The organism is Sorangium sp. So ce363 (assembly GCF_051520435.1).
Lineage (GTDB): Bacteria > Myxococcota_A > Polyangia > Polyangiales > Polyangiaceae > Sorangium > Sorangium cellulosum_B.
On sequence record NZ_CP150333.1, the window covers coordinates 2,349,319 to 2,367,255 of the forward strand.

Consider the following 17,937-nt stretch of genomic DNA (forward strand, 5'->3'; position numbering starts at 1 on the left):
CGCGTAAAGTTGTGCCCCCATGACGGAAGAGGCGAAGGGCATCTCCGAGAGGAAAGCGGATCACATCGAGCTCTGCGCGACCGGCGATGTCGGGTTCCGCGCCAAGACCACGCTGCTGGAGCAGGTCGAGCTGATCCACGACGCGTTGCCGGAGCTCTCCCTCGACGCGATCGACACCTCGGTGCTGCTGCTCGGGAAGCGGCTCCGCGTCCCGCTCCTGATCGCAGCCATGACCGGCGGGACGGAGCGCGCGCGTGCGATCAACCGGGAGCTCTCGCAGATCGCCGAGGAGCGCGGGTACGGCTTCGGGCTAGGGAGCCAGCGGGCGATGCTGAACGGCGACGTCTCCGCCACCTACGAGGTCCGCGCGCACGCTCCGACCACCCTCGTCCTCGGGAACATCGGCGCCGTGCAGGCGCGATCGCTGTCGACGGAAGCGGTCGCCGAGCTCGTGGCCCAGGTCGGCGCCGACGCGCTCTGCGTCCACATGAACCCCGCGATGGAGCTGGTCCAGCCGGGCGGCGACCGGGACTTCGCCGGTGCGCTGGATGCGATGGGCCGGCTCGCGAGCGGCCTCAGCGTGCCGGTCGTCGCGAAGGAGACCGGCTGCGGGATCGGCCCAGGGACGGCGTACCGCCTGGTCCGGGCGGGCGTCCGCGACCTGGACGTCTCCGGCGCTGGAGGCACCTCCTGGGTCGCCGTCGAGGCGGCCCGCGCCGAAGGTGCGGCCCGCTCCCTCGGTGAGGCGCTGCGCGAGTGGGGGGTACCCACGGCCGCCTCGGTGCTCATCGCCCGTACTATCCGTCCTCGCTTCAAGACGATCATCGCGACCGGAGGCATCACGAGCGGCCTTGACGTCGCTCGAGCGCTCGCGCTCGGCGCGCATGCGGCCGGGATCGCACGCCCGGTCCTCCAGGCGTTCGTCTCGGGGGGACGGGACGCAGCGGTGCGGTACCTCGAGAGCGTCGAGGCCGAGCTCCGGGCGGTCATGCTGCTCGTCGGCGCGCGCGACGTCGCGTCGCTCCAGAAGGCACCCGTGCTGCTCGGACGGGAGCTGCGCAGGTGGACCCGGTTGCTGAAGCAGATGAAGCAGATGGAGAGGGCGTAGTCGTGGCGGTGGGGGCAACGGGGGTAGGGGGGCCGAGACGGCGGGGTCCGGTCCCCGGGGTAAGGCCGGCGGGGCCGAACCGACGTTGTCGGCGGGGACGACAAGGCGCCCAGCGGTCGCTGTCCTTGGCGGGGGCGCCGGGCACGCCTCTGGCGCGCGCTCGACGCTTCCGTCCGGTCAGCCCCGCATGATACGGTCCGAAGCTCTGGAGAACCCCGGGATAAAATGACGGAGAAAAAAGGGCGTCCGAGCGATCGTCCCCCCGAGGACCTGAAGAAGGAGCGCGATGCCTTCATTCAGCAGTTCTTCCGCAAGGGGGCGCAGCTGACCGAGGAGCTCCTCCGCGAGAACGAGCGCCTTCGTGACAAGATCTCCGAGCTCGAGTCGGAGAACGGCAAGCTCCGCGCGCACCTCGCGAGTGACTCGGCCATCCGCGATCTGCTCCGCAAGATCGAGGAGCTCGAGCAGGAGAAACGCGACCTGGTGACGCAGTCGGTGCGGATGGTGGCGGCCTCGGACCGCTTCAACAGCCGCTACTCGGAGGCGGAGGGAGAGCTCGCGAACCTCGCGAACCTGTACGTCGCGCTGTCGCAGCTGCATGCGGCGCGCAACGTGCGCCATGTCCTCCGCAACCTCAAGGAGCTCCTGGCGCAGTTCCTCGGGGCGGGCGCCTTCTCCGTGTACCTGGCGTCTCCCGATGGTAAAGAGCTCGTCTCGATCGCGAGCGAAGGCGTTGCGGTCGAGGAGATCGTGCGCATGCCGGTGACCGAAGGCGTCGTCGGCCAGGCATTCTCGAAGGGGGAAATCTTCTTCGACGAGACCAAGGACGTCTCCAAGGGGAGCATCGAGGATCCCGCTGCAGTGATCCCGCTCGATTTCAACGGGCGCACCGTGGGTGTCATCGCGATCTTCAGCACGCTCCCGCAAAAGACGGAGTTCGTGAACGTGGACACCGAGCTCTTCAAGCTCCTCGGGGCCCAGGCCGCCCCCGCCCTCATCAACGCGCGGCTCTTCACCGACGCCGGCCGGAAGGTGCCTGGCGTCCAGGCATTCCTGGACCTGGAGGACTGATCATGGCCGAGTACTCGTGTCTGATCGTTGAAGACTCGCCCATGATGCGGCAGCTCTTGGTCTTCGCGCTGGCGCGCGTGAAGAACCTCCGCGTCACCGAGGCAGACGATGGCGTCGACGGTCTCCGCAAGCTCGCCTCGACCAAGTACGACGTGATCATCACCGACATCAACATGCCGATCATGGACGGGCTCAAGCTCGTCAAGCGCGTGCGCACGGATCCGGTCCACAAGGACACCCCGATCATCATCATCACCACCGAGGGGTCTCAGGAGGATCGTCAGCGCGCGTTGCAGCTCGGCGCGAACGCGTACATCACGAAGCCGATCCAGGCCCCGCAGGTCATCGCCAAGGTCAAGGAGCTCCTCAAGATCGACTGAGGCGCGCGCCGGCGGCCGCGCCCCGTCGCCCGCGTTCTGCGGGCGCACGATTCCATTCACCGGCCACTCGGGCGGCGCGGCGCCCTACCGCGGCTGTGCGGGTCGGCGCTGGGATGAACCCGCGCCCCGCTCTACGGCTTCGGGCCGAACTTCAGGAGCACGCGGTTGCGGCCGGTGCGCTTCGCCTCGTAGAGCGCCTCATCGGCCGCGGCGATGAGCTCCATGCCGGTCTGCACCGCGAGCTCGGGGTGCGCCGCGACGCCGACGCTGATCGTCGTCGGCATGCGAACGCCCTCGTGCTCGAAGACCGACCCCTCGATGAGGATGCGCAGCCGCTCGCCGAGGATGCCCGCGTTCTCGAGCCCCACGCCGCGGCACAGGATGCCGAACTCTTCACCGCCGTAGCGCGCGAACACGTCCTCGGTCCGCACCGTGTGGCTCGCGATCTTGGCGATCCTCGCAAGCACGTAGTCGCCGGCGAGGTGCCCGAAGGTGTCGTTGATCCTCTTGAAATGATCGACGTCGAACATGAGCAGCGACAGGTGCGCGCCGTGCCGCCGCGCATAGGAGACCTCGGTCTCGAGTCGATCCAGGAAGTACTTCTTGTTGAAGGCCTTGGTGAGGGCGTCGCGCAGCGCGGCGTCGTACATCTGCTGCTGAAACGACTCATCCAGGTGGTCGTGGTAGGTGAACTTGAGGATGGTCGTCGAGCCCAGGCGGATCTTGTCGCCGTCGTGCAGGGCGACGCGCGTGATGTGCTCGCCGTTCACCATCGTCCCGTTCGAGCTGTTGAGATCCTCGATCAGCACCTGGCTGTCCATCTGGAGGAGGCGCGCGTGGCGCCGCGAGATGCCGTCGTCGTTCAGCCGGATGGTCGCCCCGGATGCCCGGCCGATGACGATCTCGGCGCCCTCGACCCGGTACATCTCGCCGACGTTCGAGCCAGCGAGCACGATGAGGTAGGCGCGGTCCTTCGGCGAGCGCGCCGGGATCTCCTTGTGGAGCTCCCCAACGTTGGCCACCCGCGTGGCCTCGAAGTCATCGTCGGGGAGGTAGCTGCCCATGCTCCCTGAGGATGATCCTAAATCCTTGAAATAGGTTCAAGCGGGAGGGCATGGCACAGGCGATGTTCCCTGTCGGGTAGGGTGCGTGACGGAGCGTCGCGCGTTTCGCGCGGCTCGAGCGTTTCCCACCCCTTGCGCGCGCTCCCGACGGAGCGCTCCCGCGCACCTGCGCGCTCACGCAGCCCTGCCGAGCGGCACCACGAGCTGCTCGACCCAGAGCTCGCCCGCTCGGAGCTCGACGAACGTCGCGTCGGCGTGCCCCGTGCCATACGCGGAGACGGCACCGCTCCGCACAAACTCGCCAAGCTCGCCAGGAGCGCGCGCACCGACACGCACGTGATCGACGGTGCCCCGCACGTCGCCCCGCAGCGAGCACGGCGCTTCACCCACCGAGCCGACGTTGATGATGCGCACGCCGCCCACCATCCGATCGAACGGGACGTGGGAGCCACCACAGATCACGACATCCGCCGGATCGTCGCCGAGCAGGGAGAGCACCTCCTCATCGGTCATGTCGTGAGAGATCGGCTCGAGCGGATCCGCCGGGGAGCCGTGGACCAGGACGAGCTCGCCGCCGTCCTCGAGCGGCAGGCGGTACGTCGGGGCGAGCCGCGCCAGCCGCGCAAGGATCAGCTCGCCGAGCTCGGTGCGCGTCTGGGACAGGCGATCGAGCCGCGCTCGCTCGTGCTCGCTCCGCGCCCTGACCTTGTCGAGGTCCAGCGTCGCCAGGGCGCGATCCGATACGCCCTGTACGCAAACCGCCTTGGCCTGGGTGAGCCGGCGCCATGTCTCGAGCGGCTTCGGGCCGGGAAAGCAGAGATCTCCGGCGACCAGGAGCTGGGTGTACCCTCGGCGCTCGGCCGTGGCCAGGACCGCCGCGAGCGCGTCGGCGTGGCCGTGAATATCCGAGACGCAGAGCAATCGCACCCGGCGAGCATAGGATCTGAGAGCGACGCCGCCAAGGCGCGAGGTGGGGCCAGGTCGCGATAAACCGGCGGTCGGGCCCTGCGGAACCGCCGTTCACGCCCCCACGGTCTTGCTAGCCTCCCGCCATGCAACAGGTCTCGAGGCTCCTGGAGATCGCGAGCGCGATCGATGAGCAACGCGTGAAGGACCGCGCGGAGCGGCTGTCGCCTCGGCTTCGCCCCGGGACGATGGCCTTCGCCATCGCGGCGCTCCTGACGGCCGCCTACCCCGCGATCGGCGCGATCATCGAGGCGAATCCGGACATCGTGGAGCGGCTCGCGGCGGAAGGCCACCAGACGGCGCGCGATCGCGCCACGTACCTGGCGCGGATCCGGAGCCGCGTCGGCGACGTCTCGGACACGGACCGCGTCCGGCGGGAGCTCCGGCGCGTGGCGCGCGAGGAGCGGATCCGCGTCGCGCTGCGCGAGCTGCTCCCGCCGTCGGCGGGCGGCGCGGACATCGACGTCACCGCGCGCGAGCTCACCGCGCTCGCCGAGGCCACGATCGAGGTCGCGCTCGCCGAGGCCGTCTCCGCCGTGACCGCGCGGTTCGGAGAGCCGCGCACCGCGACGGGCGCGCGCTCGAAGTTCGTCGTGCTCGGGATGGGGAAGCTCGGCGGCGACGAGCTCAACGCGGGCTCCGACGTGGATCTGATCTACCTCTACGACACGGACGACGGCCACGTGGGCCTGCCCGGCGACCGCGCCGTCTCGGTCACCTTGCACGACTTCTGGGCCCGCGTCGCGCGCCGCCTCACGTCGACGCTCGAGGAGGTCACGGAGGACGGCTTCGTCTGGCGCGTGGATCTCCGGCTCCGCCCCGAGGGCCGGAGCGGTCCGCTCGTCAACTCCCTGGCCGCGGCCGAGCGCTACTACGAGTCGTTCGGCCGCCTCTGGGAGCGCGCCGCGCTGCTCCGCGCCCGCGAGATCGCCGGCGATCTCGACTTTGGCGCCGAGGCGCTCGGGGTGCTCGGCCCGTTCGTGTGGCGGCGCCAGGTCGATCCGCAGCTCGCCGTCGACATGATCGAGCTCGTCGATCGCGCTCGCGCGGAGCTCCCGCACGACGCGTCGCGCGACCTGAAGCTCGGCCCGGGAGGGATCCGTGAGGCGGAGTTCTTCGTGCAAGCCCTGCAGCTCATCTGGGGCGGGCGCGAGCCCCGCGCGCGCGCGCAGGGCATGCTCGACGGCCTGCGGCGCCTGCGCACCCTGGGGTACGTGACCGACAGGGAGGGGCGGGAGCTCGTGGAGGGCTACCTCGCGCTCCGGCGCGCGGAGCACGCGGTGCAGTCCGCGACCGGCGTGCAGACGCACCTCCTCCCCGACAGCGAGGCGGAGATCACGCGCCTCGCGCGGACGCTGCGCTTCGAGGACGCCGCGGCGTTCCTGGCCGACACCGCGCAGCGCCGGGGGCGCATCAAGGCCCGGCTCCTGTCGCTCCTGCCGAAGGGGAGCGCCCGGCCGTCGCGGTGGATCGACGCGATGGCCGCGCTCGACCACGGCGATCGCGACGCGTTCGCCGAGGCGCTGGCGAAGCACGCCGTGCTCGTCCTCGGCGGCGAGCCGGCGGCCGCCGCCGACGGCGCCGCGCCCGGGCTCGCCGCGCCGCCGGAGCCGCACGCCTCGCTGACGGCGCGCTTCCGCGACGTCGCCGACGATCTCTTCGAGCTGTCCCGCCACCCGGACGGCCTGCTCGGGGCGCGCAGCCGCGAGGCGTCCTCGTCCCTCGCGGAGACGCTGCTCGCCGCGGTGGTCGACGCCGCCGATCCGGAGCAGGCCGCGCGCTTCCTCCGGCTGTGCTTCTCCCGCATCAGGCACTCCTCCGTCTACGCGCGCATGCTCGGCGACGAGCCGCGCGCGCTCCGCAGGCTCGTCGAGGCGCTCGGGTCGAGCGCGTTCATCGGCGACGCCATGGTGAGGTACCCCGAGCTCGTCGACGCCGTCCTGTTCGCGCGCGGCGCGCCGAGCGCCGAGCTGATCCGACACACGATCGAGGCCAGCCTCAGCGAGGCGTCGCCGGACGAGGATCCGGAGGAGGCGCTCATCGGGGCGCTCCGGCGCGCCAAGGCGCGCGTCACCATCGAGGTCGGCCTCGCCGATCTGAGCGGCGAGGTCGGCACGCGCGAGGCGACGCTCGCGCTCTCGGATCTGGCCGACGCGTCGCTCGAGGCCGCGACGCGCTTCGCGCTGGGGACGCCGCCGGGCGAGCCCGTGCGAGGGCTCGCCGTGATCGCGATGGGCAAGCTCGGCGGACGCGAGATCGGCTACGGCTCGGATCTGGACGTCTTCTTCCTGTTCGACCCGGCGTGCGCGCCGCCCGGCGAGCAGGGGGCCGCGTCCGACCCCGGCACGTACTACGGGCGGCGCGCGCGGCAGATCATCCGGCTCATCTCCATGTCGCACGCGGCGGGCCCAGGCTACGAGCTCGACACGCGCCTGCGCCCGTCGGGCAGCCAGGGGCTGCTCGTCACGTCCGCCGACTCGTTCGCTCGCTACCACGGCATCCGCCGCGCCGACGCGGCTTCCCCGGCGCCCGCGGAGCCGGAGTCGTCGCCCGGCGCGCGGCACATGCGCGCGGCGATCTGGGAGCGGCTCGCGCTGATCCGGGCGCGCGCGTCGGCCGGCGATCCCGAGCTCGGGGCGGAGGCGATCGCCATCGCGCACGAGGCCGCGTACCTCCAGGCGGACGACTTCGATCGGATCGCCGAGGAGATCCACCGGCTCCGGCTGCGCATGGAGCGCGAGCTCTCGCACGAGCGCCGCGGCCGCCGCGACTTCAAGCTCGGGCGGGGCGGCCTCGCGGACATCGAGTTCGCGGTGCAGCTCCTGCAGATCCGGCACGGCGCCGATCCGCGCGTCAGGACCACCGAGACGCTCGCGGCGATCGACGCGCTCGCCGCGGCCGGACACCTCTCGGCCGAGCACGCCGAGACGTTCCGGGACGGCCACGCGTTCCTGCGCAAGCTGGAGCAGCGGATCCGCATCGTGCACGCGGACGCGTCGCAGCTCCTCGAGGAGGACGCGCCCGGGGTGCCGACCCTCGCGCGTCGGACGGGCATCCGGGGCCGCACCGCGGCCGAGGCCGCGCGCGAGCTGCTCGCGCGCTACGGCGCGATCACCGAGCGCGTACGCCGGGCGTACGCGGCCATCGTCGCGGGCGGCGCGGCGCCTCTCGGTGAGGCGAGCGAGGCGCGAGAGGCGAACACGGCGAGCGCGGGGGAATCGGGGGAACCGGGCGAAGACGAGCGCTGACGGTTGCCGTTGACCCTTGTCGGACGCGGTGGAATGCCAGGCGTTCCGATGACCACCCAGAGCGAGCAGAGCGCACGCCCGTCCGTCGGGCACCGTCATGTCACCGGGACGACCTCCCTCGATAGCCTCGTCGGCGCGCACCCGGGTGCGCTGAGGCAGTTCTACGAGGCAGGGAAGCCGGCGGATCCGGCGGAGCTCGGCGATCTGCCGCGAGGGCGCCTGCTCGCCCTGCAGCCGACGGCCGGGATCCACCTGGCGACGCGCCCGCTGATCACGGCGCTCGCGTCGCGCTGGATGCCCTGGAAAGGGAACGAGTTCGACCATGGCGGCAACTCCGGCACGAACGTGGTCTTCGGGAGCCGGATCTGCCGCTTCAAGGCGCAGCTGATCCCTTCGGAGCTCGACGGCGAGCCGACGCTCGCGCTGACGTATGGCGAGAAGGCGTTCGGCAATCCCTGGCCGGTGAGCGCGGTCAAGGACGAGCTGCGGACCGTGGAGGCCGGGCTCGCGATCGGGCCGATGCTGCTGAAGTGGCACGAGCGGTGGCACGCCGTGCTCTGGTTCGGGCTGACCCGCGTCGATCCGCAGTAATCGGCCGGACCGGCCCGAAGTCGGCTCAGGCGAGCCGGAGGCGCGAGCGGCGCTCGTCGCGGGACCTCGCTCGCGGCGCAATTGCGCGGAGCGCGACGCGCGTCGCGCGACGCGCGTCGCGCGTCGCCAGAGAGAAACGCGCTCGTCACGAATCATCGATCCGTCAATCCTTCTTGTCATTGCGTCACGCACCATGTCGGACGCACGGAGATTCACTGTCCAGGCCGTCCGACCGCGCGACACGCATGTCCTTCGCGGACGCGGTAGTCAGAGGTATCAGGGCTCGCCCTAATAACCCATCGCTCCATTCCTGCTCTTTGCTGGACATACTTCCCGATTTCTACAGTCTGGCATACGATAGAGACTGGGCGGCAGCAGAGCACCTTTGCTCGCGTCGCCGGGAGGCTCGAAATGGTGACTTGGTCGGGCAAGGCGGGAGTCTTGATGGCTGCGATCGCTGTAGCACCGGGCGTCATGGCTGGCTGCTCCTGCGGAGATACCGGGGGCACGGCGCCTGTAGCATCCGGCGGCGCGGGGCCTGGCGGTGGCGGTGGAATTGGCGGTGGAATTGGCGGTGGCTTCGGCGGCTTCCCGGCGATCGCCAGCGGGGGCGGTGTCGGAGGCGAAGGCGACTGCGAGGGCCTCGAATGCCAGCAGGTCGAATGCGAGAACGGGGCGAAGACCACGGTGAGCGGCACCGTGTACGACCCCTCGGGCAAACTGCCGCTCTACAACGTGATCGTCTACGTCCCCAATGCGCCGCTTGAGCCCATCCCCGACGGTGCGACCTGCGATCAGTGCAGCGCGACGCTCTCCGGCTCACCCCTCGTGACGGCGCTGACCGATACGGAAGGAAAGTTCGTCCTGGAGGACGTGCCGGTCGGCGAGAACATCCCGCTCGTCGTGCAGGTGGGCAAATGGCGCCGCGAGATGACGCTCCCCGTGGTCGAACGATGCGAGGACACCGAGACGGACGCCGGGATCATCCGGTTGCCGCGCAACCAATCGGAGGGGCACATCCCGAAGATCGCGCTCACGACGGGCGGCGCCGATCCGCTCGAGTGCTTGCTGCACAAACTCGGGATCGATGAGAGCGAGTTCACGCCGGAGACCGGGACCGGGCGGATCAACCTGTTCGCCGGCCGCGGGGACGTCGATCACGAGGTGACGACGCGCTATGCGGATCGCCTGAATCAAGGCGTGGAGTTCACGCCGGCCACGAGCCTCTGGGGGACCGTCGACGCCCTGAGCCAGTACGACATGGTGATCCTCGCCTGCGAGGGCGACCCGTACGTGGAAGACAAACCCGGGCCCGCGCGCCAGGCCATGTTCGATTATACCTCGCTCGGCGGGCGCGTGTTCGCGTCCCACTGGCACAACGTCTGGCTGAAGCGGGGGCCGGCGCCGTTCCCGGACACGGCGGTCTGGGACAACGACGTCACGGACCCGGAGAGCCCTCTCACGGCGCTCGTGGACACCACGCTCCCGAAGGGGCAAGCCCTCGCGGAGTGGCTCGTCAATGTCGGCGCGTCGGACGTGCCCGGCGAGATCGTGATCAACGGCGCGCAGCATACGGTGAGCGAGGTGACCGAGGACATCTCGACCCGGTGGATCTATTACAACGAGCCCGAGCCGGCCGGGGTCCAGTACTTCACATTCAACACGCCCGTCGACGTCCCAGAAGATCAGCAGTGCGGGCGTCTCGTATTCACGGACATCCATGTCTCTGCGGCGGACCTCACGGGCCCGCCCTTCCCGGAGGGGTGCTCCACGGAGGAGCTGAGCGCTCAGGAGAAGGCGCTGCTCTTCATGCTGTTCGACCTGTCGTCCTGCATCGTGCCCGACGACGAGCCGCCGCCGATCCCCATCCCGCAGTGACCCGCCTCGCTCGCGTCCACCGCGCCGCCGGCGCCCGCGCGCCGGCTCCGGAGCCCCGCCGGCGCTGAAGGACGCATGTCGGTATTCTCCTGAACTACGTCGTCTCCATCCCGAGCTGCCCCGCAAACGATCCTTGATGATGGGCGGAGAGCGTCCTCTCCGCTCGATCCGGCGAGCGCCGCGGGCCATCGGGGTTCGCCTTCGTTCCTCTCCGGGATGTCCTGTTGCTATCCGCCTCGCCTGATCGCGGGAGACCACGAGCCGGGGAGCCTCTGGGCTCCATCGCCCGCGCCGACGACGGGACACGCTGCCGCGCTGCGCAGCCATCTCGCCGCGCTGCGCTCCGCGTACGCCTCGGAGATATCGATTGAGCAGACGGAGGCGTACGAAGACGACAATCATGACGACAGCCGAGACAAGACGCTGTCGCGGTGGGAAGCACCACGCAGATACGGAATGTCATCCATGCATGGTCCGGGGATCCTGCTAGGATGAATCTCGCCCGCAGTGCGGGGTTACATCCGGAGCGTGGGTCGCTGGTCTTCGGCTCGGCAGAAGGAACATTCCTACGATGGTCCAGCATCGCCCTAAGCCAGCGGCTGCATGTCGGACCATCGAGCGTTGGCTTCGCGAGGGCGGTCGTGCTCCGCGGTTGCGCGGGGCGTCGCAGGAGACGGGGCGCACGGAGGCCCTTCCGCTGCAGGGCGAGATGGGGGGGATGCGCGGGGTGATGGAGGGCGATGAAGTTCAGGTCTGTCCTGCGCCGCCGCCGTCCTCGCGCCGGTACCTGTTCAGCCGGCGCGGCGACGCGGGCTGCCCGCTCTGCGCGCGGCGCGCGCGGTCGACGATGCCAGGCCTCGGCGGGGCGCCGTATCCCTTCCTGGCCGCCACCTGGGTGGTCCTCATGGTCGGCGAGCCCTTGCCGTCACCGCCCTGATCGCGCGCGGGCGCGGCGTCGTGCGCGTCAGCCGCTCCGCCGCGCACGACGCTGCGCTCCGGGAGCGTTCGTCGCCAGCGCGGTGGAGCGGGCGCGCGCCCACCTCTCCCGTTGGCCGCGAGGGTGGCTGGCGTGCCGCTGCGCCCGGAGGTGGGGGCCTCGCGCGGAGGCTCGACGGCCGAGCATCTGCCGGCGCCCTCTTGGGATGGGATGTGTGATGGGAAAGGTGCGGCTGGGCGCTCCGCGGCGAGCGGCGCGCCCGACGCTGCAGCTCAGCTGGCCGCCGACCGCTTGCCGGCGGTCACGCGCTTCTGCCCCGCCCTCTGCGCGCCCGGCTGCGCCGCCTTCGTTCGCCGCGCGGCTCCGCGCCCGACGCGGGCGCTGGCCGACGGCTTCCTCATCGCTGCTGCGCGCTGCGGCGCCGCGCGCTTCGCGCCCGAGGCGCGCGTCGTCTTGCGCCCGCCGGCCGGCGTCGCGCCCGAGGCGCGCGTCGTCTTGCGCCCGCCGGCCGGCGTCGCGCCGGCCGCGCTCCGGCCGCGCCCCGCCGCGCTACCGGTGGCGGTCCGCTTCCTCGTCGTGGCCGCCCTCTTGGCCGCGCCGCTCTGCTGCCGGCTCGTCTGTCCGGCGGTCGCCTTCCTCGGCGCGCTGCTGGTCTTCTTCTTCTCCGCCGCCGCGGTGCTCCGCGCCGTGCCCGGCCGCGCCGCGGCGCTCGCTCCTGCCTTGCTCGCTCCCTTCTTCGCCCGGGTCACCCGCCGGGTCGGCGCAGCGGCCATCCGGGCGCCGGCAGCGGACTTCGTCCGCCTGCGCGGAGCCTTCCGACCCGCCTCGCCCTGGGATATCGCGGGCGCAGCTTGCTCGCGCTCGCCGCTCTGGACCCGCTTCCTCTGCTTGGACGTATCCTTCGATGTCTCGCCTCTCGGCATTGCGCCCTCCCCCCGAGCTCTCTCGACATGAGCTCGCTCGTGGACTCATGGTGCCACAGCCTTCCCTCTTTCCCGGTCGGAAAGTCGGCGGGAAGCACCGGAATCGAAATCAGGATCCGCTGTAGCCAACCCCGGCGGAAGCGCCTATTGCGCGTCAGGCGCTCGGCAAATCCGCGCTCCAGACCCGCGGGCGCGGCGAGCCGCACGCCCGCGCGAGACCCGCTCCCCTCGCGCCGCCCTCGCGCCCCGCGCCGCGCGTCAGAAGCAGGTGCCGCCGCCGCAGCTCCTGCCCACGCAGCGCAGCAGCTGCAACGTCTCCGGGCTGTGGATGCACTGGAACCCGCAGACGGCGGGGCCGCTGCCCTCGTCGAGGCAGCCGAAGAAGCACGCGACGTCGTCCGCGCAGGTGGGGCTGAGCAGGCACTGGCTCAGCTGCGCGCAGCAGCGCTCGGCCACGCATCCTCCGCAGCCCGTCCCGTCCGATGGGCAAGCGGGGCCGCCGCAGAGGCCGTTCTGGCAGCCGCCGTTGCAGCACTCGCCGGAGTCCGCGCACGGCTGGCCGTCGCGCGCGCACGGGAGCCGGCAGACGCCGTCCTCGCACGCGCCGCTGCAGCACGCCTCGCCGGACGCGCAGCGGCTGCCGTCTGCGGCGCACTCGACGCAGACCAGCCCGCAGAGCCTGGGGACCTCGCCGACGCAGATCTCGTCCCAGCTGGTGGTGCAGCAGAACGGGTCGAACCGGCAGAGCTCGGCCGCGCACCCGCCGCAGTCCGCGGCGAGCGGCGCGCCGATCTCGCAGGGCGCGTGCGAGCACGCCGCGCCCCCGCACACGCCCTGCGCGCAGACGCCGGAGCAGCACGCATCGGCCGAGCCGCACGCGACCCCGTCCGAGCTGCACCCGCCGCAGATGCCCGCGTTGCAGCGCCCGGTGCAGCAGTCCGCGCTCTGGCCGCACACGGAGCCGTCGGGCGCGCACGCCTCGGCGCAGACGCCCGCGACGCAGGCGCCGCTGCAGCACGCGTCGCCCGCGCTGCAGCGCGCGCCGTTCGGGATGCACGGCGCGCGACATGCGCCCTCCACGCAGCTCAGCGAGCAGCACTGTCCCGCGGACCCGCACGCGCTCCCGTCCCGGAAGCAGCCCCGTCCGCAGGCCCCGCCCATGCAGACCCCGGCGCAGCACGCCGCCGCGCTCTGGCATGGCGCCCCGTCGGCCGAGCAGCCCTGCCCGCAGAGCCCGCCGGTGCACAGGCCGGCGCAGCAGTCGCCCGGGGCGGCGCACGGCGCGCCGTCCCGCGCGCAGCTGTCGCCGCCGCAGATCCCCTGCGCGCACGCGGCGCTGCAACAGTCCGCCGCGCCCTGGCAGGGGAGCCCGTCCTCCCGGCACACCGGCGGGTCCGGGGGCGGCGCGTCGGGGGCGCCCCCTGCGCCCGCGAGATCGGGCAGCCCGACGAGCTGCTCTCGGGAGCCGCACCCGAGGGCCAGCGCCGCGAGGACCACGAGCACGAGGAACACGAGGAGGGAGCGCGCTCGGAAAAGCACGGCGCGGAGGCGAACACGGGGGCAGTTCACGACGGGCGGGCGTGGCGGTGGGGCAACGGCGAGGACGTGGGGAAGTGGAGATGGAGATGTCGAACGGAAGCGGGGAAGCGGCGCCGCCGGGGCGGGAGACCTCGGCGGCCCGCCGAACGTGCGGACCCGAGGCGGCTTCCGATGCTACACTCGCGAGCGTGTCGTTGAAGATCGACCAGGATCACGGGCGCTTCCGTCAGATCGTTCGCGGCCGCATCCGCGAGAACCTGCGCAAGTACATCTCGCAGGGCGAGCTCATCGGACGAAAGGGGAAGGACCTCGTCTCGATTCCCATCCCTCAGATCGACATCCCGCGCTTCCGCTTCGGCGACAAGCAACGCGGCGGCGTGGGGCAGGGCGACGGCAACCCCGGCGATCCAGTGGGGGGCTCGGACGACAAGCAGCCCGGCCAGGGGCAGGCGGGCAGCGGCGAGGGGGACCACCTCCTCGAGGTCGACGTCACGCTCGAGGAGCTCGCCGGCATCCTCGGCGAGGAGCTCGAGCTGCCCGACATCCAGGACAAGGGCAAGAGCAAGATCTCGAACGCCCACGATCGCTACTCCGGCATCCGCAGGGTGGGCCCCGAGTCGCTGCGCCACTTCAAGCGGACGTACCGCGAGGCGCTGAAGCGGATGATCTCGAGCGGGACGTTCCGCCCGTCGGCGCCCGTCGTCGTCCCCGTCCCGGACGACAAGCGGTACCGCTCGTGGAAGACGATCACCGAGCCCGTCGCGAACGCGGTCATCATCTACATGATGGACGTCTCCGGGTCGATGGGCGACGAGCAGAAGGAGATCGTGCGCATCGAGTCGTTCTGGATCGATGCGTGGCTGACCCGCCAGTACAAGGGCCTCGAGTCGCGCTTCATCATCCACGACGCGATCGCCCGCGAGGTCGACCGGGACACGTTCTTCCACACGCGCGAGTCCGGCGGCACGATGATCTCGAGCGCCTACAAGCTGTGCTCGCAGATCATCGACAACGACTACCCGCCGGACGAGTGGAACATCTATCCGTTCCACTTCTCCGACGGCGACAACTGGTCGATGGACGACACGCTCTCCTGCGTGGACGTGCTCAAGACCCAGATCCTGCCGCGGGTCAACATGTTCGCCTACGGGCAGGTCGAGAGCCCGTACGGCTCGGGCCAGTTCATCAAGGATCTGAAAGAACACTTCTCGCAGGACGATCGGGTGGTGGTGAGCGAGATCAGGGACAAGGACGCCATCGTGGGCAGCATCAAGGATTTCCTGGGGAAGGGGAAGTAGAGCGGTATGAGCAAGTTCGCCCTGAACACCGCGCTTCCCCGCTACCTGCGCACCGAGAAGGAGCGCATCGAGAAGATCGCCCGGGACTACGGGCTCGACTTCTTCCCCGTCATCTTCGAGATGCTGACGTACGACCAGATGAACGAGATCGCCGCGTACGGCGGCTTCCCGAGCCGCTACCCGCACTGGCGGTTCGGCATGGAGTACGAGCAGCTCTCGAAGAGCTACGAGTATGGCCTCTCGAAGATCTACGAGATGGTCATCAACAACAACCCTTCGTACGCCTACCTCCTCGAGGGCAACTCGCTCACTGACCAGAAGCTCGTCATGGCGCACGTGTACGCGCACGTCGACTTCTTCAAGAACAACTTCTGCTTCCGGTCCACCGATCTCGACCATCGCGGCCCGATCCTCGACCCGGTGCGGAAGAGCGAGGCCTACGATCCGGACCGCAAGTGGATCGACAAGATGGCGAACCACGGCGCGCGCGTGTCGCGGCACATCGAGCGCTATGGCATCAACAAGGTCGAGGCGTTCGTCGACCACTGCCTCTCGCTCGAGAACCTGATCGACCCGTGGGCCCCCTTCAGCGGCCGTCCTGTGGCCAAGGAGGACGAGGAGCCCACGGAGGAGCCGATGGACACCTACAAGCTCCGGGCCAAGGAGTACATGGACTCCTTCATCAACCCGGAGGAGATCCTCGCGGCGCAGCGGAAGAAGCGGCAGGACCAGAAGAAGCCGGAGCGCAAGGTGCCGGAGCGCCCGGAGCGCGACGTGCTCAAGTTCCTGCTCGACCACGCGCCGCTCGATCGGTGGGAGCGCGACGTGCTCGAGATCATCCGCGAGGAGACCTACTACTTCGTCCCCCAGCGCCAGACGAAGATCATGAACGAGGGGTGGGCCTCGTACTGGCACTCGAAGATGATGACCGAGAAGGTCCTCGATGCGTCGGAGATCATCGATTACGCCGAGAACAACGCCGGTGTCATGGCGACTGCGCCGGGGCGCTTCAACCCCTACAAGGTCGGCGTGGAGCTCTATCGCTACATCGAGGAGCGATGGAACAAGGGCCGCTTCGGCCGCGAGTGGGAGGAGTGCGCGGACCTCGACGCGAAGCGCACCTGGGACATGCGGCTCGGCCTCGGCCGCGAGAAGATCTTCCAGGTGCGCGCGCTCTACAACGACGTGACCTTCATCGACGAGTTCCTGACGCCGGAGTTCGTGATCGAGCAGAAGATGTACACGTTCGGCTTCTCGGGGCGGAACGACAGGTTCGAGATCGAGAGCCGCGAGTTCAAGGAGGTGAAGGAGAAGCTCCTCTTCCAGCTGACGAACTTCGGCGACCCGTACATCCGTGTCGTCGACGCCAACTACGGCAACCGGGGAGAGCTCCTGCTCGAGCACGTGCACGGCGGCTTCGACCTCCGCGCCGACTACGCGCGCGAGACGCTCGTGGCGCTCGTCCGGTGCTGGAAGCGGCCGGTCGGCGTGGCGACGAAGATGGATAACAAGCCTGTGCTGCTCCGGTACGACGGCAAGGAGCACGCGATGACCCCGTACAAGCTGTGAGCGCCTGCGGAGCGATCCGCCGGCTCGGCGTCCTGCTCGCGCTCGCCGGCTGCGCCCCGGCGGCGCCAACGTCGCGCTCGCCGGCGCCGCGACCATCGGCGGAGGCCCCTGCGCCGCCTGCCCGGCTCGATCCGACGGAGAACGCGGCGCCCGCGCCGCCTCCGGGGAGCGGCGCTGCCCCGGGCGCGCCGGTCGGCTCGGGCGTCCCGCTCGACGCGCCGTCCACCAGCGAGGCAGCGGCGGCGAGCCCTCCTCCGCGCGTCGCGCGCGGCACCGGCACGCCGGCGGACAGGAAGCTCGAAGAGGGCGACGCTGCCTATGCGAGCGGCGATTTCGCCGCTGCCGAGAGGGCCTATCGTGCGGCCGCGCAGCTCGACAAGAAGGACGCGGCGGCGATCGTCGGCGCCCAGCGCGCGGCGATCGCCAGGGCAGGCGTGTCCACCGACTACAACGGGGCGCCGGGCGACAGGACGCTGCTCGCCGCGCTCCCTGAGCTGAAGCGTGCGGTGACGCTCGAGCCTGACCACGCGCTCGCGCACCTCGAGCTCGGCCGCACACTCCTTGTCCTCGGCCGGGCCGACGCGGCGCTCGGTGAGCTGACACGTGCCGCGGAGCTCGCCCCGAGCGACGCCGAGGCGCACTCCGCGCTCGGTGTCGCGCACCTCGCGCTCGGCAACCTGCAAGACGCTGTCCGTGAGCTGACGCGGGCGGCGGAGCTCGCCCCCGGGGACGCGGAGCGGCAGGCGAACCTCGGGACAGCGCTCCTGGCCGCGGGGAGGACGGCCGACGCGATCCGCGCTTACGAGCGCGCCGCGAGGCTCTCGCCGGCGGACGCGCGCCTGCAGAACGACCTCGGGACGGCGCTCCTCGCCGCGAACGATCCCGCGCGCGCCGTTCCGCACCTCGAGGCGGCTGTGGCGCGCGACCCGGCGCGCGCCACCTACCGATCGAACCTCGGGTATGCGTACCACCTCCGCGGCGACCTGCAGAAGGCGACCGCGCTCTACCGCGAGGCGCTCAAGCTCGACGACAAGCTCGGGAGCGCCTGGATCAACCTGGGCAACGCCCTTGCGCAGTCGGGCCAGCTGAAGGACGCGCGCGCAGCGTACGAGAAGGCGCGCGCCGTCGATCCCACGGATCCGCGCGTGAAGGCGGTGATGGACGAGCTCGACGCCATCGAGCGGCGCGGCGCTCCGCCGCGGTGACGCCGAGGCGCCGGTCGCGTGCGCCACAGCGGCGCTGCGCGGCGCGGGCCCGCGGTCAGGCGCGCGCTGCGCGCTGCGCTCGGGAGGGCGGCGCGCTGCCGCGCCGGACAGCGCGACGGTGAACACACGCGGCCTGCATGGATGATTGTCAAGCTCAATC

The 17,937-nt window shown here is 70.9% G+C and carries 14 protein-coding genes; 10 read left to right on the forward strand and 4 right to left on the reverse strand.

From position 1 onward, the window contains the following. Nucleotides 1-19 precede the first annotated feature (19 nt). The 3 genes from fni to WMF12_RS09180 all read left to right on the forward strand — a co-directional run bounded on the left by fni (nucleotide 20) and on the right by WMF12_RS09180 (nucleotide 2,559). Nucleotides 20-1,108 carry a type 2 isopentenyl-diphosphate Delta-isomerase gene (gene fni, locus WMF12_RS09170; protein WP_437745213.1) on the forward strand — a complete coding sequence of 363 codons (1,089 nt, stop codon included), beginning with the start codon at nucleotides 20-22 and terminating at the stop codon, nucleotides 1,106-1,108. Between the two features lie 225 nt (nucleotides 1,109-1,333). Continuing rightward, nucleotides 1,334-2,179 carry a GAF domain-containing protein gene (locus tag WMF12_RS09175; RefSeq protein WP_272101442.1) on the forward strand — a complete coding sequence of 282 codons (846 nt, stop codon included), beginning with the start codon at nucleotides 1,334-1,336 and terminating at the stop codon, nucleotides 2,177-2,179. 2 nt (nucleotides 2,180-2,181) lie between these two features. Then, nucleotides 2,182-2,559 carry a response regulator gene (locus WMF12_RS09180; protein ID WP_012234398.1) on the forward strand — a complete coding sequence of 126 codons (378 nt, stop codon included), beginning with the start codon at nucleotides 2,182-2,184 and terminating at the stop codon, nucleotides 2,557-2,559. A 131-nt stretch (nucleotides 2,560-2,690) separates the two neighbouring features. Here WMF12_RS09180 and WMF12_RS09185 read toward each other — a convergent pair whose 3' ends face one another. Continuing rightward, on the reverse strand, nucleotides 2,691-3,623 hold the full coding sequence (locus WMF12_RS09185; RefSeq protein ID WP_437745214.1) for a diguanylate cyclase: 933 nt from the start codon (nucleotides 3,621-3,623) through the stop codon (nucleotides 2,691-2,693). 174 nt (nucleotides 3,624-3,797) lie between these two features. Beyond that, complete coding sequence (locus tag WMF12_RS09190) at nucleotides 3,798-4,550, reverse strand: metallophosphoesterase family protein (RefSeq protein WP_437745215.1); 753 nt, start codon at nucleotides 4,548-4,550, stop codon at nucleotides 3,798-3,800. A 125-nt stretch (nucleotides 4,551-4,675) separates the two neighbouring features. On the opposite strand from WMF12_RS09190, the gene glnE reads away from it, so the two are divergent. The 3 genes from glnE (at nucleotide 4,676) to WMF12_RS09205 (ending at nucleotide 10,306) form a co-directional block, all read left to right on the forward strand. Further along, a complete protein-coding gene (glnE, locus tag WMF12_RS09195; protein WP_437870057.1) occupies nucleotides 4,676-7,837 on the forward strand; it encodes a bifunctional [glutamate--ammonia ligase]-adenylyl-L-tyrosine phosphorylase/[glutamate--ammonia-ligase] adenylyltransferase in 3,162 nt (1,053 codons plus the stop codon). Nucleotides 7,838-7,885: 48 nt separating this feature from the next. Beyond that, complete coding sequence (locus tag WMF12_RS09200; RefSeq protein WP_437745217.1) at nucleotides 7,886-8,428, forward strand: hypothetical protein; 543 nt, start codon at nucleotides 7,886-7,888, stop codon at nucleotides 8,426-8,428. Nucleotides 8,429-8,902: 474 nt separating this feature from the next. Next, nucleotides 8,903-10,306, forward strand: coding sequence for a carboxypeptidase-like regulatory domain-containing protein (locus WMF12_RS09205; RefSeq protein ID WP_437870058.1), 1,404 nt, complete (start codon nucleotides 8,903-8,905; stop codon nucleotides 10,304-10,306). A 747-nt stretch (nucleotides 10,307-11,053) separates the two neighbouring features. Here WMF12_RS09205 and WMF12_RS09210 read toward each other — a convergent pair. After that, on the reverse strand, nucleotides 11,054-11,290 hold the full coding sequence (locus WMF12_RS09210) for a hypothetical protein (RefSeq protein ID WP_437870059.1): 237 nt from the start codon (nucleotides 11,288-11,290) through the stop codon (nucleotides 11,054-11,056). Nucleotides 11,291-11,453: 163 nt separating this feature from the next. Here WMF12_RS09210 and WMF12_RS09215 point away from each other — a divergent pair, with 163 nt between their 5' ends. Beyond that, complete coding sequence (locus WMF12_RS09215; RefSeq protein ID WP_437870060.1) at nucleotides 11,454-12,197, forward strand: hypothetical protein; 744 nt, start codon at nucleotides 11,454-11,456, stop codon at nucleotides 12,195-12,197. A 227-nt stretch (nucleotides 12,198-12,424) separates the two neighbouring features. Here the strand turns inward: WMF12_RS09215 and WMF12_RS09220 are convergent, their stop codons facing one another. Next, on the reverse strand, nucleotides 12,425-13,705 hold the full coding sequence (locus WMF12_RS09220; RefSeq protein ID WP_437870061.1) for a hypothetical protein: 1,281 nt from the start codon (nucleotides 13,703-13,705) through the stop codon (nucleotides 12,425-12,427). Between the two features lie 188 nt (nucleotides 13,706-13,893). Here WMF12_RS09220 and WMF12_RS09225 point away from each other — a divergent pair, with 188 nt between their 5' ends. From WMF12_RS09225 to WMF12_RS09235, 3 genes are read left to right on the forward strand one after another with little or no spacing between them, the layout of a single operon-like run. After that, nucleotides 13,894-15,003, forward strand: coding sequence for a DUF444 family protein (locus WMF12_RS09225; RefSeq protein ID WP_044964401.1), 1,110 nt, complete (start codon nucleotides 13,894-13,896; stop codon nucleotides 15,001-15,003). Nucleotides 15,004-15,009: 6 nt separating this feature from the next. Continuing rightward, nucleotides 15,010-16,572 carry a SpoVR family protein gene (locus tag WMF12_RS09230; protein WP_437870062.1) on the forward strand — a complete coding sequence of 521 codons (1,563 nt, stop codon included), beginning with the start codon at nucleotides 15,010-15,012 and terminating at the stop codon, nucleotides 16,570-16,572. Then, a complete protein-coding gene (locus tag WMF12_RS09235; protein ID WP_437870063.1) occupies nucleotides 16,569-17,777 on the forward strand; it encodes a tetratricopeptide repeat protein in 1,209 nt (402 codons plus the stop codon). Before WMF12_RS09230 ends, WMF12_RS09235 begins: the two co-directional genes overlap by 4 nt. The last annotated feature ends 160 nt before the right edge of the window (nucleotides 17,778-17,937 follow it).